This window comes from Nocardioides speluncae (assembly GCF_003121585.1).
GTDB classification, from domain to species: domain Bacteria; phylum Actinomycetota; class Actinomycetes; order Propionibacteriales; family Nocardioidaceae; genus Nocardioides; species Nocardioides speluncae.
Window position 1 is genome coordinate 53,405 of the sequence record NZ_QEOO01000009.1, and the last position, 13,728, is coordinate 67,132.

11 protein-coding genes are annotated in these 13,728 nt (G+C 70.8%); 10 read left to right on the forward strand and 1 reads right to left on the reverse strand.

Annotation, left to right across the window (positions count from 1 at the left end):
* Positions 1 to 354 precede the first annotated feature (354 nt).
* The gene (locus tag DDV73_RS04485; protein WP_206050713.1) at positions 355 to 1,278 is read left to right on the forward strand and encodes an NsdA family TPR-like regulatory protein; all 924 of its coding nucleotides are present in this window, start codon (positions 355 to 357) and stop codon (positions 1,276 to 1,278) included.
* Here DDV73_RS04485 and DDV73_RS04490 read toward each other — a convergent pair.
* Positions 1,259 to 1,948, reverse strand: a complete 690-nt coding sequence (locus tag DDV73_RS04490; protein ID WP_240617115.1) for an HAD family hydrolase — start codon at positions 1,946 to 1,948, stop codon at positions 1,259 to 1,261. The genes DDV73_RS04485 and DDV73_RS04490 overlap by 20 nt on opposite strands.
* 87 nt (positions 1,949 to 2,035) lie before the next feature.
* On the opposite strand from DDV73_RS04490, the gene DDV73_RS04495 reads away from it, so the two are divergent.
* From DDV73_RS04495 to ftsZ, 9 genes are all read left to right on the forward strand, one after another.
* The gene (locus DDV73_RS04495) at positions 2,036 to 3,592 is read left to right on the forward strand and encodes a UDP-N-acetylmuramoyl-L-alanyl-D-glutamate--2,6-diaminopimelate ligase (RefSeq protein ID WP_476703540.1); all 1,557 of its coding nucleotides are present in this window, start codon (positions 2,036 to 2,038) and stop codon (positions 3,590 to 3,592) included.
* Positions 3,589 to 4,986: a UDP-N-acetylmuramoyl-tripeptide--D-alanyl-D-alanine ligase gene (locus tag DDV73_RS04500; protein ID WP_109506050.1), complete on the forward strand. Its 1,398-nt coding sequence runs from the start codon at positions 3,589 to 3,591 to the stop codon at positions 4,984 to 4,986. The genes DDV73_RS04495 and DDV73_RS04500 overlap by 4 nt, the downstream gene beginning before the upstream one ends.
* Positions 4,983 to 6,068 (forward strand): phospho-N-acetylmuramoyl-pentapeptide-transferase, encoded by a 1,086-nt coding sequence (gene mraY / locus DDV73_RS04505; protein ID WP_109506051.1) that lies wholly within the window; start codon positions 4,983 to 4,985, stop codon positions 6,066 to 6,068. Before DDV73_RS04500 ends, mraY begins: the two co-directional genes overlap by 4 nt.
* The gene (gene murD / locus DDV73_RS04510) at positions 6,061 to 7,533 is read left to right on the forward strand and encodes a UDP-N-acetylmuramoyl-L-alanine--D-glutamate ligase (protein ID WP_109506052.1); all 1,473 of its coding nucleotides are present in this window, start codon (positions 6,061 to 6,063) and stop codon (positions 7,531 to 7,533) included. The genes mraY and murD overlap by 8 nt, the downstream gene beginning before the upstream one ends.
* A 27-nt stretch (positions 7,534 to 7,560) precedes the next feature.
* Positions 7,561 to 8,868: a putative lipid II flippase FtsW gene (ftsW, locus tag DDV73_RS04515; protein ID WP_240617116.1), complete on the forward strand. Its 1,308-nt coding sequence runs from the start codon at positions 7,561 to 7,563 to the stop codon at positions 8,866 to 8,868.
* Positions 8,869 to 8,890: 22 nt separating this feature from the next.
* A complete protein-coding gene (gene murG, locus DDV73_RS04520; protein WP_109506053.1) occupies positions 8,891 to 9,994 on the forward strand; it encodes an undecaprenyldiphospho-muramoylpentapeptide beta-N-acetylglucosaminyltransferase in 1,104 nt (367 codons plus the stop codon).
* Positions 9,991 to 11,409: a UDP-N-acetylmuramate--L-alanine ligase gene (gene murC / locus DDV73_RS04525; RefSeq protein ID WP_109506054.1), complete on the forward strand. Its 1,419-nt coding sequence runs from the start codon at positions 9,991 to 9,993 to the stop codon at positions 11,407 to 11,409. Before murG ends, murC begins: the two co-directional genes overlap by 4 nt.
* Entirely contained in the window at positions 11,396 to 12,160 is a 765-nt protein-coding gene (locus DDV73_RS04530; protein ID WP_109506055.1) for a cell division protein FtsQ/DivIB, read from the forward strand. Before murC ends, DDV73_RS04530 begins: the two co-directional genes overlap by 14 nt.
* A gap of 158 nt (positions 12,161 to 12,318) precedes the next feature.
* Positions 12,319 to 13,587: a cell division protein FtsZ gene (ftsZ, locus tag DDV73_RS04535; RefSeq protein ID WP_240617119.1), complete on the forward strand. Its 1,269-nt coding sequence runs from the start codon at positions 12,319 to 12,321 to the stop codon at positions 13,585 to 13,587.
* Positions 13,588 to 13,728: the final 141 nt, after the last annotated feature.

Here is a 13,728-nt window from a genome sequence, read left to right on the forward strand (position 1 = left end):
GGAATGATGGCCCGTCCTGCAGGCAACGTCCGCCTGAAGGCCGCGAGGCAGCATGCGGGATTCTCATCGCAGCAAGCGCTCGCCGACGCGCTCACTCGCGCAGGACCGTTACTTGGCCTCGGCCACCTTGTCGTCAGCGCCCGGCAGGTGCGGCGGTGGGAGTCGGCAACGCCGCCTTGGCCGCGATCGGATCACCAGAAGCTTCTCGTTCATGTGCTGTCCCGACCGATCGAGCAGCTTGGATTCACTCCACCGTGGGGAGGGTCCCTGCCCGAGGCAGACCGGAGGTCAGATCACTCCCTTCGTCGAACGGCTGATCCGAACAGGACAATCTCTACGCCCACATCGAGCGACATGGTCCAGCCATCCACGCTCAGCAGCGACTACTCGGCGATCACCGCCATCCACCGTCGGCTATACGACAGCGTCCAGCCGGACCATCTCCACGCCGTAGTCGTCGAGCACACCCGGATGGGCACTCAACTGCTTGAAGAGGTTTCTGGAGTCAACCGTCAGATCCTTGCCGCGGCGTTGGCGGAGTCCCTTCTCCTTGCAGGACGCATCGCGTTCTTCGATCTCGAGCGCCCCGACGATGCCGACCGCACCTACGTCCAGGCGTTGCAAGCAGCAGGTGAAGCCGACGACCACCTCCTCGGATCCGCGATCCTGGCGCACGCCGCGTTCATCCCCGGGTGGACAAAGGACGCGTCAACGGTCGCCGACCGGCTGCGAGCCGCTCGCGTATACGCGCGTAGGCAGCCAGCACCGGCCGCGTTCCTCGCCTGGCTGAACGCCGTGGAGGCCGAGTGCAGCGCAATCCGTGGCGAAAGCCGCGAGGCGCTCCGTCTGATCAAGGACGCCGAGGACCTACTCGCAGAAGAGAACGGGCAGGCATTGCCTGACTGGTTCACATGGTTCTCGCCCATGCGCCTGGCTGCATTCAAAGGCAACGTCCACCTCAAGGCAGGACACCTCCAGCAAGCGCGTGTCGCACTCTCAGAAGCAGTGGCTGCCGCATCTTCGGCCGACGGCAAGCAACTCACTGTCATCCTGGGGGACCTGGCCGCAGTGGAGGCTGCGGCCGAGGACCCCAAAGCGGCCTGTCAATATGCCGAGCGTGCGCTCGATCAGCTCGGGCGTACCTGGTACGCGACGGGGATGAGCAGGGTTCTGGAGGCCCGCTCGGCGCTTCAGCCGTGGGCCGGCACAGATGACGTGCTACGACTCGACGACCGGCTCTACGGCTGGCAGAACACCCTCAGCGCACTTCGGCACTGACCTCTGACGCCAGACGATCATTCAGGGCCGGGAGGAGCCCGGGAAGGTCGCTCAGCGATCGGATCCGAACCGTGGCCACCCGGTCTGCGTCAGGGTCGTGCTCCTGGATCACCCCCCACGGACCACGGCGAATCAGCGCCGTATTCATACCGGCCTCGGACGCTGGCCGGACGTCGTTCTCTAGACGGTCGCCGACATACAGGATCTCACTCTCCTCGAAGGGGACCGCCTCGATGAGGCGCTTGAAGAATCGTGGATCGGGCTTGCTCGCCCCCCAGTCATCAGAGGTAGTGACCATGTCGACGGGAAGGGCCAGCCCGCGTAGTAGCTCGCCAGCCCTCACCGTCTGGTTCCCGGCAAGGCCCACCCAGTACCCCTGATCCTTCAGTTCCTGCAGAGCTGGCCTCACGTCCGGGTACAGGTCGTCCTCGCCGAACCATTCCGGCTGCCCGGCATCCGCCCGGAGGCGGCGTTCCTCGTCGAGATCGAAACCCGGCCGGAATACCTGGAAGGTCTCCCTGTAGTCGAGGCCGCGAGCAATCACCGCCCCGAACACCGCCGAGAAGGTATGCCGCGGAACGCCTAGCCAGTCCGCCCACGTCCCGTACTCACGAGTCTCGTTCACCAGACACTCGCCCACATCAAAGACAACCGCACGAATCACGTTCACGACCCTATGCCTGACACAAGCGGCGGCGCGCAGACAGTCCGCGCATGGCCATGCGGCGTTCGCGCTGACGGGTTGTAGCCTCGCGTGGTGATCGACGCGCTCCTGGCCGCTACCAGGCCTGAACATCCCGTCCCCGTCGGGCTCGGCGAGCTGGTGTCGTGGCTGGCTGGGCTGCCGGGGGACGCCGGCGCCGAGCCGGTCGTGCACGGTGAGGCAGCGGGCGTCGAGGTCACCGGACTCTCCCTCAGCTCGCAGCGGATCCAGCCCGGCGACCTGTACGCCGCACTGCCCGGCGCCCGCACCCACGGCGCCGCCTTCGCCGCGTCGGCGATCGCATCCGGTGCGGTCGCGGTGCTGACCGACGCAGCGGGAGCGCAGACACTGAGCGCCGACACGGCGGTCCCGGTCGTCGTGGTCGAGGCGCCGCGGGCGATCCTCGGCGGGCTGGCCGCGCGGGTGTACGGCGAGCCCGCGACCGCGCTGCGGATGATCGCGGTCACCGGCACCCAGGGCAAGACCACCACCACCCGGCTCCTCGAAGGCGGCCTCGACGGTGCCGGCGTACCGGCCGCGGTGATCGGCACCGTCGGCACGCGCGTGCGCGGGCGCGAGGTAAAGACGGTGCTGACCACACCGGAGGCGCCGGACCTGCAGGGGCTGTTCGCGGTGATGCGCGAGCAGGAGGTGGCGGCCTGCGCGATGGAGGTGTCCAGCCACGCGCTGGTGCTGGGCCGGGTCGACGGAGTGGTCTTCGATGTCGCGGTCTTCACCAACCTGGGCCGCGACCACCTCGACTTCCACACCGACGTCGACGAGTACTTCCAGGTGAAGGCCTCGCTGTTCCGGCCCGAGCGGGCCCGGCTGGGCCTGGTCAACATCGACGACGAGTACGGCCGCCGGCTGCTGCTGGCGGAGTCGAGGATCCCGATGCGCACCTTCTCCACCAGGAGTGCGCACGGCGAGTGGCACGTCGAAGACGTCGAACTCGCCGCCGACGGCGCCACGTTCACGGTGGTTGGTCCCGGCGGCGTCCGAGTGCCCGGCGGCTGTCCGCTGCCCGGCGACTTCAACGTAGCCAACGCGCTGGCCGCCGTCGCAGCGGCTGCCGAGGCCGGCTTCGACCCGGCACCGGTCGCGGCCGCGATCGCCGCGGGCGGCGGCGTACCCGGCCGGCTGGAGCGGGTCGACGCCGGCCAGGACTTCGTCGCGGTCGTCGACTACGCCCACAAGCCGGACGCGGTCGAAGCCGCGCTCGCCACGCTCCGGCCGCTGACCGACGGACAGCTGATCGTGGTGATCGGCGCCGGCGGTGACCGGGACCGCGGCAAGCGGTCGGTAATGGGGGAGATCGCCGCCCGGCTGGCCGACGTGGTCGTGGTGACCGACGACAACCCGCGCACCGAGGACCCGGCCGAGATCCGGGCCGCGATGCTGTCCGGCACCACCGACAGCAAGGCGGAGGTGCTGGAGGTCGGCGACCGGCGGCTGGCGATCCGCGAGGCGGTACGCCGGGCACGCACCGGCGACATCGTCCTGGTGGCCGGCAAGGGTCACGAGACCGGCCAGGAGGTCGGCAGCGTCGTACATCCGTTCGACGACCGCGAGGTGGTCCGGACCGAGCTCGAGGGGCTGGCAGGTCGATGATCGGGCTGACCCTGGCCGAGATCGCCGCCGCCGTCGGCGGAGAGGTCGACGGCCCGCCGGGCAGTGCCGAGACCGTCGTCTCGGCGCCGGCCTTCGTCGACAGCCGGCTGGTCGAGTCCGGCGGGCTGTTCGTGGCCATCGCCGGTGAGCACGTCGACGGCCACGAGTACGCCGAGAAGGCGTTCGCGGGCGGCGCCGCCGCCGTACTGGGCAGCCGGGCGACCGGCGTACCCATGGTCATCGCCGAGGACACCGTCGCCGCGCTCGGCAGGCTGACCCGGTATGTCGCGGACCGGCTCACCGGGACCACCGTCCTCGCGATCACCGGCTCACAGGGCAAGACCGGCACCAAGGACTACCTCGCCCAGGTGCTCGCAGCCGCCGGGCCGACCGTCGCAACCGCCGGCAACTTCAACAACGAGATCGGCGTCCCACTCACCGTGCTGCGAGCGAAGACCGAGACCCGCTACCTGGTGGTGGAGATGGGCGCGAGAGGAATCGGCCACCTCTCTTATCTATGCGAGCTGGTCCCGCCGGACGTCAGCGTGGTGATCAACGTCGGCACCGCCCACCTCGGCGAGTTCGGCTCGCGCGAGGCGATCGCGCTCGCCAAGGGCGAGCTGGTCGAGGCGCTCACGGTCGACGGCGTCGCCGTGATCAACGCCGACGACCCGATGACCGCGGCGATGGCCGCGCGCACCCGTGGCCGGGTCTCGACCTTCGGCGGTACGCCGGACGCCACGGTGAGCTGGCGCGACGCCACCCTCGACGACCTGGGCCGGCCCCGGTTCACGCTGGTCCACGACGGACAGACCGCCGAGGTCGCGCTGCGGCTGGTCGGCGAGCACCAGGTACCCAACGCGGCCGCGGCCGCTGCGGCGGCGCTGGCCGCCGGGCTTCCGCTGGATGACGTCGCTGCCTCCCTGAGTACGGCGACCGCCACGTCGCGGTGGCGGATGGAGATCCACGAGCTGCGCGACGACGTGGTCCTGATCAACGACTCCTACAACGCCAACCCGACCTCGATGAAGGCCGCGATCGAGGCGCTGCGCGTGGTGGGGGAGCGGCGCGGCACCCGCACCGTCGCCGTACTCGGCGAGATGAAGGAGCTGGGTGCGGACAGCGACGCCGAGCACGCCGGTGTCGGCCGTGCGGCCGCCGCGGCCGGTGTCGACCACCTGCTCGTGGTCGGCCCGCCGGCCGTGCCGATCGCCGACGGCGCCGCGGCAGAACCCGACTGGCAGGGGGTCGCGACGCGCGTCGAGACCCGAGACGAGGCGCTGGCGTGGTTACGTAAGAATGTCGCCGCCGGAGACGTCGTACTCGTCAAGGCGTCGCGGGCGGCAGCGCTCGAGACGGTGGCAGCCGGTCTAGTCGAGGAGAGAAGCACATGAGAGCGATCCTGCTCGGCGGCGGTCTGTCGCTGATCATCTCGCTGCTCGGGACCAGGTACGCGATCTCCCTGCTGTCCGCCAAGGGCTACGGCCAGGAGATCCGCACCGACGGGCCGACCACCCACCACACCAAGCGCGGTACGCCGACCATGGGCGGCGCCGTGATCGTCCTGGCGACGGTCGTCGGCTACTTCTTCGCCAAGCTGGCCACCCAGGACATGCCGTCCGCGTCGGCTCTGCTGCTGCTCTACCTGTTCGTCGGCATGGCGCTGGTCGGCTTCCTCGACGACTTCATCAAGATCTACCGGCAGCGCAGCCTCGGCCTGCGGAGCCGGGCCAAGATCATCGGCCAGACCGTCATCGCGCTGAGCTTCGGCGCGCTCGCGCTGTCGCCGTGGCTGGAGGACAGCCGCGGCCAGACACCGGCGTCGACCCACGTCTCGTTCATTCGCGACTTCCCCTGGCTGGCGCTGCCGGCGTTCCTCGCGGTACTGCTGTTCTGGCTGATCATCACCGGCACCAGCAACGCAACCAACCTCACCGACGGGCTCGACGGACTGCTCGCCGGTTCGTCTGTGATGGTCTTCGGCGCCTACACGCTGGTCAACATCTGGCAGAACAACCAGTACTGCGGCTACAACGGCGGCGCGACCTGCTACGAGGTCCGCGACCCGCTCGACCTGGCGGTGGTGGCGGCGGCGATCACCGGCGCCTGCTTCGGCTTCCTGTGGTGGAACGCCTCCCCGGCCCGGATCTTCATGGGCGACACCGGCTCGCTGGCGCTGGGCGGCGCGCTGGCCGGGTTCGCAATCCTGACCCGCACCGAGCTGCTGCTGGTCATCCTCGGCGGCCTGTTCGTGATGGAGACCGTGGCGGTGATGATGCAGGTCACCTGGTTCAAGGCCACCCGGCGCTATACCGGCGAGGGCAAGCGGATCTTCCGGATGACGCCGATCCACCACCACTTCGAGATGCTCGGCTGGGAGCAGGTCACCGTGGTGATCCGGTTCTGGATCATCACCGGCCTCGCGGTCGCGTCCGGGCTCGGCATCTTCTACGCCGAGTGGGTCGCGAATGCCTGACCCGCACCGCCTGGGCCGGCACGACTCGTGGGAGGGCGTCCGGGCGGTGGTCGCGGGGTTCGGCGTGTCCGGCTTCGCCGCTGCCGACAACCTCAACCACATCGGCGCCACGGTCACCGCGCTCGACGAGTCCGACTCGGGCGACAAGCCCGGCAAGGCCGAGCTGCTGGAGGTGCTCGGCGCGACGGTGCGGCTCGGGCCTGGTGCCACCGCGACCCTGCCCGACGACGTCGACCTGCTGGTCACCTCGCCCGGCTGGAAGCCGACCGCTCCACTGCTCGCCCAGGCCCGGGAGCGCGGCGTACCCATCTGGGGTGAGGTGGAGCTGGCCTGGCGGCTGCGCGACCCACACCACGACACTCCCTGGCTGGCGGTCACCGGCACCAACGGCAAGACCACGACCGTGCAGATGCTGGATGCGATCCTGCGCGCCGCCGGCCTGCGCAGCGTCGCGGTCGGCAACGTCGGGCTGCCGATCGTGGAGGCGGTGATGGACCCCGAGCCGTACGACGTGTTCGCGGTCGAGCTGTCCAGCTTCCAGCTCCACTACACCCAGTCGATGAGCGCCGAGGCGGCCGCCGTCCTCAACATCGCCGAGGACCACCTCGACTGGTACACCGGGCCGTCCGCGATGGCCGAGTACGCCGCCGACAAGGGCCGCATCTACAACGGGGTCGAGCGCGCCTGCGTCTACAACGTCGCCGACCCGACCACCGAGCAGCTGGTCCGCGACGCCGACGTCGTCGAAGGGGCCCGCGCGGTCGGCTTCACCCTCGGCATGCCGGGCGTCGGCATGGTCGGCCTGGTCGAGGAGATCCTCGCCGACCGGGCGTTCATCGAGGAGCGGGAGAGCTCCGCGGCCGAGCTGTGCACGATCGCCGACCTGGCCTCGCCGGCTCCGCACTTCGTGGCCAACGCGCTGGCCGCCGCGGCACTCGCCCGCGCCCACGGCGTACCGGCTCGCGCGGTCCGTGACGGGCTGAAGACCTTCCGCCCAGACGGCCACCGGATCGCCTACGTCGCCAACGTCGGCGGCGTCGACTACGTCAACGACTCCAAGGCCACCAACCCACACGCTGCGCAGTCCTCACTGGAGGCCTACGACTCGGTCGTGTGGCTGGCGGGCGGGCTGGCGAAGGGCGCCCGCTTCGACGACCTGGTCCGGTCGGTGAAGCGGCGGCTGCGCGGCGTCGTACTCATCGGCCGGGACCGCGATGTGATCGCCGACGCTCTTTCGCGACACGCGCCCGATGTTCCCGTGGTGTCCATCGACGCCAGGGAGACTGACGGTGCTGGTGGCGAGGAGGCCATGGAGCGCGCAGTGGCGGCTGCTGCAGAGCTGGCCACCGTGGGCGACACGGTGCTGCTCGCCCCGGGCTGCGCGTCGATGGACATGTTCGCCAACTACGGCAAGCGTGGGGAGGCCTTCGCCGCCGCGGTACGACGCAGGGCCCGCGAGGAGTAGGGCAGACCGAGACGGGAGGAGAGGTCAGTGGCGATCACCGACAAGCCCACCTCTCGTCCGAGCGTCGACGCCGACACCGATACGTCAGACACCGCGAGGACCTCGCCTGCTGGCGGAGTCGCCGGGGGAGTGCGGGCCTGGATGGGCTACCTCCGCCGCGCGCTCGAGCGGCCGCTGACGTCGTACTACCTGCTGCTGGGCGCCTCGGCGCTGCTGCTCACGATCGGCCTGATCATGGTCCTGAGCGCCTCCAGCGTCTACTCCTACAAGAACTCCGACGGCGACTCGTACGCCGTGGTGAAGCGGCAGCTGATGTGGGTGCTGATCGGCATCCCGTGCGCGTGGCTCGCCAGCCGGCTGCCGCACCGGGCGATCCGGGCGCTGGCCTGGCCGGGCTACCTGCTCGCGCTGGTGCTGCTGCTGCTCACCCAGTTCATGGGCGTGACCCGCAACAACAACACCAACTGGCTGGCGCTCGGGCCGGTCGTGATCCAGCCGTCGGAGTTCGCCAAGCTCGCGATCATCCTGTGGGCCGGGCACATCTACACCTTCAAGCAGCGGCTGCTCGACGACTGGAAGCACGCCGTGATCCCGGTCGTCCCCGGCCTGCTGCTGGCAGCGGGCCTGGTCATCGCCGGCAAGGACCTCGGTACGGCGCTGGTGCTGCTCGCGATCATGCTGGGGCTGGTGTGGGTGGTCGGCATCCCGGCGCGGATCTTCGTCTTCGGCCTGAGCGCGGTCGGCGTGGTGGTGCTCTTCCTGGCCTCGACCAGTCCAGAGCGGCTGGCCCGGCTGACCACGTTCTCCGACCCGTTCCGCGACTACCACTACGCGGGCTGGCAGCCCGCCCACGGCCTCTACGCGCTGTCCAGCGGCGGCTGGCTCGGCAAGGGCATCGGGGCCAGCCAGCAGAAGTGGGGTCAGCTGCCCGAGGCGCACACCGACTTCATCTTCGCGGTCCTCGGCGAGGAGCTCGGACTGGCCGGCACGCTGCTGGTGGTCTGCCTGTTCCTCACCATCGCGTACGCCGCGGTCCGGGTCGCGATCGCGACGGCGGACCCGTTCGTGCGCTACGTGTCGTTCGGCATCGTGGTCTGGCTACTCGGACAAATGATCATCAATGTGGGCATGGTGCTGGCCCTGCTGCCGGTCATTGGCATCCCGCTTCCGCTGGTGTCCTACGGTGGTTCCGCACTGGTGCCGTCGCTGGTCGCCCTCGGGCTGCTGGTCGGGTTCGCCCGCCGCGAGCCGGAGGCCGCAGCGGCCCTGGCCGCACGGCGCCGCAGCCGTTCCGCCGGCCTGTCGGCTCGCGGGGCGACCCGGCCGTTCAAGTAGCAAGTCGACAGACAGGTTCTCGATGCGTGTTCTTCTCGCGGGTGGCGGTACAGCCGGCCACACGTCGCCGCTCCTCGCCACCGCCGACGCACTGGTCCGGCTCGCGCCCGGCACCGAGGTGACCTGCCTCGGCACCCCGCGCGGGCTGGAGACCAGGGTGGTCCCGGAGGCCGGCTATCCGCTGGAGCTGATCCCGCCGGTTCCGCTGCCACGCAAGCCCAACGCCGATTTCTTCCGGGTGCCCGGACGGCTGAAGGGAGCGGTCTCCGACACGATGGCGGTCTTCGACCGGGTCAAGCCCGACGTCGTGGTCGGGTACGGCGGCTACGTCTCGATGCCCGCCTACCTCGCCGCCCGCCGCCGCAAGCTGCCGCTGGTCGTCCACGAGGGCAACGCGCTTCCCGGCATCGCCAACAAGGCCGGCGCCCGGATCGCGGCGCGGGTCGCGGTCAGCTTCCCGGACACCCAGCTGCCCAAGGCCGAGTACGTCGGGCTGCCGATCAGGCGGATGATCTCCACCCTCGACCGGGCAGCGCTGCGCGACGAGGCCCGGAAGTTCTTCGGCCTGGACGCCGACCGGCCGACGCTGCTGGTCACCGGCGGCTCGCAGGGTGCCCGCAACGTCAACAACGCCGTGTCCGGCGCGGCCCGTGCGCTCGGTGAGGCCGGGGTGCAGGTGCTGCACGTGGTCGGGCCGAAGGGCTCGGCCGAGCCGGACAAGGCCGACGGTGCTGGTCGGGATTGGGCGCCGTACATCGTGGTCAACTACGTCGACCGGATGGACCTTGCCTACGCCGCGGCCGACCTGGTGGTCTGCCGTGCGGGGGCGAACAGCGTCACCGAGGCAGCCGCGGTCGGGCTGCCGGCGGTGTTCGTGCCGCTGCCTATCGGCAACGGCGAGCAGGAGCACAACGCGCGCCCGGTGGTCGACGCGGGCGGCGGGTTGCTCGTCGCCGACGGCGCGCTCACCCCGGAGTGGGTGGCCGGCACCGTGCCGGCGCTGGCGACCGACCCCGACCGGCTGGCCACGATGAGCGCCGCCGCGTCCCACCTGATCCCTCGCGACGCCGACGAGAAGCTGGCCCGGATCGTGATCGAGGCGGCCGAGGGCGGGGCCGGCAAGTGAAGATCCCGGTTCCCGACGTCCTGCTGCCCGCCTCCGAGCTGGGCAGGGTGCACTTCATCGGCATCGGCGGAGCCGGCCTGTCGGCGATCGCCCGGATCATGCTGGAGCGCGGCATCCCGGTCAGCGGCAGCGACGCCAACGACTCGCCGGCGCTGGCCAAGCTGCGCGAGCTCGGCGCCCGCGTGCACCTCGGGCACGACGCCGCCAACGTGCACGACGTGGACACGCTGGTCGTCTCGACCGCGGTCCGTGACTCCAACCCCGAGTATGCCGAGGCGGTCCGGCAGGGCCTGCGGATCCTGCCGCGCTCGGCCGGCCTGGAGTCGGTCATGCAGGGACGCCGGGTGCTCGCGGTCGCCGGCACCCACGGCAAGACGACCACCACCTCTCTCCTGACGATCGCGCTGCTAGACGCCGGCGCGGACCCGACGTACGCCGTCGGCGGCGAGCTGGCCCAGCTCGGCGGCAACGCCCACGACGGCACCGGCGACCTGTTCGTGGCCGAGGCCGACGAGAGCGACGGCGCGTTCCTGGTCTACTCGCCGTACGCCGCGATCGTGACCAACGTCGAGGCCGACCACCTCGACATCTGGGGCACCGAGGCCGCCTACCGGTCCGCCTTCGAGGAGTTCCTGGGCCGGATCGACCCGGCCGGCTTCCTGGTCTGCTGCATCGACGACCCGGGCGCCTCCGCGCTGGCGGTCGTGGCGCGCGAGCGCGGGCTGACCGTGATCGGCGTCGGCGAGACCGCCGCCGCGGACCTGCGCGCCAGCGACCTGCGGTTCGCGGGCCGCGCCTCGACGTTCACCGTTCACCAGGGGGACCAGCGGCTCGGCGAGGTGACCCTGCAGATCCCGGGCCGCCACTACGTCCTGGACGCGATGGCCGCGCTCGCCACCGGGCTCCGGCTCGGCTACGAGTTCGACGTGCTCGCCGAGGGGCTGGGCTCGTTCACCGGCACCCGGCGCCGGATGGAGCTGAAGGGCGAGGAGGCCGGGGTGCGCGTCTACGACAGCTACGCGCACCACCCCAACGAGATCGCCGGCGACCTGGCGGCGGCGCGCGGGGTCGCGGGGGAGGGCCGGCTGGTCGTCGCCTTCCAGCCCCATCTGGTCTCGCGCACCCGGATCTTCGGCAAGCAGATGGGCGAGGCGCTCGGCGCGGCCGACGAGGTCGTCGTACTCGATGTCTACCTCGCGCGCGAGGACCCCGACCCGGAGGTCACGGGCGCGCTGGTCGCCGACGCGGTGCCGCTGCCTGCGGACCAGGTGGAGTTCGTGCCCGGCTTCGACGACGTACCGGACGTGCTGGTTGCGCGGGCGCGGCCGGGCGACCTGGTCCTGACCCTGGGCGCGGGGACGGTGACCGCGATCGGCCCGGCCACTCTGGAGCGGCTGAGGCATGTCGACGACTGAGCCCGCACCCAGCCAGCAGGCCACCGACGACGACACCATCGCGATCGCGCGGAAGCGGTTCGTCCGACGTCAGTGGGCACGGCGCTGGCTGGCCTGGCGCCGGATCGGGCTGGTGGTGCTGCTGCCGCTGCTGGTCTGCGTGTCGGTGTGGCTGGTGTTCTTCTCCGACACCCTCGCGGTGTCGGGAGTCGAGGTCGAGGGGACCCAGGTGCTCACCCCGGCCGAGGTCCGCTCCGCCGCCAACGTCAAGACCGGGGAACCGCTCGCGCAGGTCGACCTCGGCGCGATCGAGCGCCGGGTCGAGGGGATGGCCGCGGTGCGCTCGGCGGACGTCTCCCGGTCCTGGCCGGACAAGGTGCTGATCCGGGTCGAGGAGCGGCAGGCGGTGGCCGTGGTCGAGATGGCCGGGCGGTTCCGTGGACTCGACGAGGACGGCGTGGTCTTCCGCGACTTCGCCAAGGCTCCCAAGACGCTGCCGCTGATCAAGTCCGACAGCGACACCCGCCGCGAGGCGCTGTCGGAGGCGGCGCACGTCGTCGGCGCGCTCCCGCCGGAGATCGCGCGCAAGGTCGACTTCGTCGAGGTCCGGACCGTCGACCAGATCACGCTGTCGATGCAGGGCGGCGACGAGGTGCAGTGGGGGAGTGCGGACGACTCGGCGCAGAAGGCCGACGTGCTCGCCGTACTCCTCAAGGAGCCGGCCTCGGTGTACGACGTCAGAGTGCCGAGCCGGCCGACCACTCGAGACTGACCACCAAATTCGAATCGCCGGCCGGCCTGCCGCGTGTCGCGCGGATTCGAGGCAGCCGGTTCTTTATGGTCAATGCCAATGAGAGGTTGACATAACTATAACCCTCAGGTTAAGGGTTAGAGTTTCCGGATTTCCGAGGCGATCAGCGAGAGGCGGCCATCGTGGCAGCAGCACAGAACTACCTGGCCATCATCAAGGTCGTAGGTATCGGCGGGGGTGGCGTCAACGCCGTCAACCGGATGATCGAGGTCGGGCTCAAGGGCGTCGAGTTCATCGCGATCAACACCGACGCCCAGGCGCTCCTGATGAGCGACGCCGACGTCAAGCTCGACATCGGCCGTGAGCTGACCCGCGGGCTCGGCGCCGGCGCCAACCCCGAGGTGGGGGCGAAGGCCGCCGAGGACCACGCGGACGAGATCGAAGAGGTCATCAAGGGCGCCGACATGGTCTTCGTGACCGCCGGCGAAGGCGGCGGCACCGGCACCGGCGGCGCGCCCGTGGTCGCCCGGATCGCGCGCTCGCTGGGTGCGCTGACCATCGGTGTGGTCACCCGGCCGTTCGCCTTCGAGGGCCGGCGCCGGGCGAACTCCGCAGAGGAGGGCATCTCCCAGCTCCGCGACGAGGTCGACACCCTGATCGTGATCCCCAACGACCGGCTGCTGTCGATCAGCGACCGTAGCGTGTCGGTGCTCGACGCCTTCAAGCAGGCCGACCAGGTGCTGCTGCAGGGTGTCTCCGGCATCACCGACCTGATCACCACGCCCGGCCTGATCAACCTCGACTTCGCCGACGTGAAGTCGGTCATGGCCAACGCCGGCTCGGCGCTGATGGGCATCGGTTCGGCCCGTGGCGAGGACCGCTCGGTGGCCGCGGCCGAGACGGCGGTGTCCAGCCCGCTGCTGGAGGCGTCGATCGACGGCGCCCACGGCGTGCTGCTGTCGATCGCCGGTGGCTCCGACCTCGGGCTGTTCGAGATCAACGAGGCCGCGGCGCTGGTGTCCCAGGCCGCGCACCCGGAGGCCAACATCATCTTCGGCGCCACCATCGACGACGCCCTCGGCGACGAGGTCCGGGTGACCGTGATCGCGGCCGGTTTCGACGGTGGACAGCCGAAGCGGCGCGACGAGGGCAGCGGCCTGCGCCGGCCGCAGGCCTCGCAGTCGCAGGCCGAGACCCGGGCGGCGGCCTCGCAGATCGCCGGCCAGCGCCCGGCGCAGCCGGCCGCCAAGCCGGCCACGTCGGCCACGTCGGCCACCGGACAGGCCTCCGCTCAGCCCAAGCCCGCCGCCTCGACGGCGCCACCGAGGCCGAACCCGCCGCCCGCCTCCGCGCCGGCCGCGACGCCCTCCACCCCTGCGCCTGCCCGGCAGCCCCGGCAGATGCAGTTCGACGACGACGACCTGGACGTCCCCGACTTCCTCAAGTGACCCGGTGCCAGCGGAGCCCCGGGTCAGCGTGAGTCTTCGCAAGCGTCTGTGAGTGTCAGTGGTGGCTGGCCCGGGGCTGGCTGGCAGGGTGAACCGGCTGGTTCTCCTCCGTGTTCGTGACCCATCGCAAGCTTGGCCCGA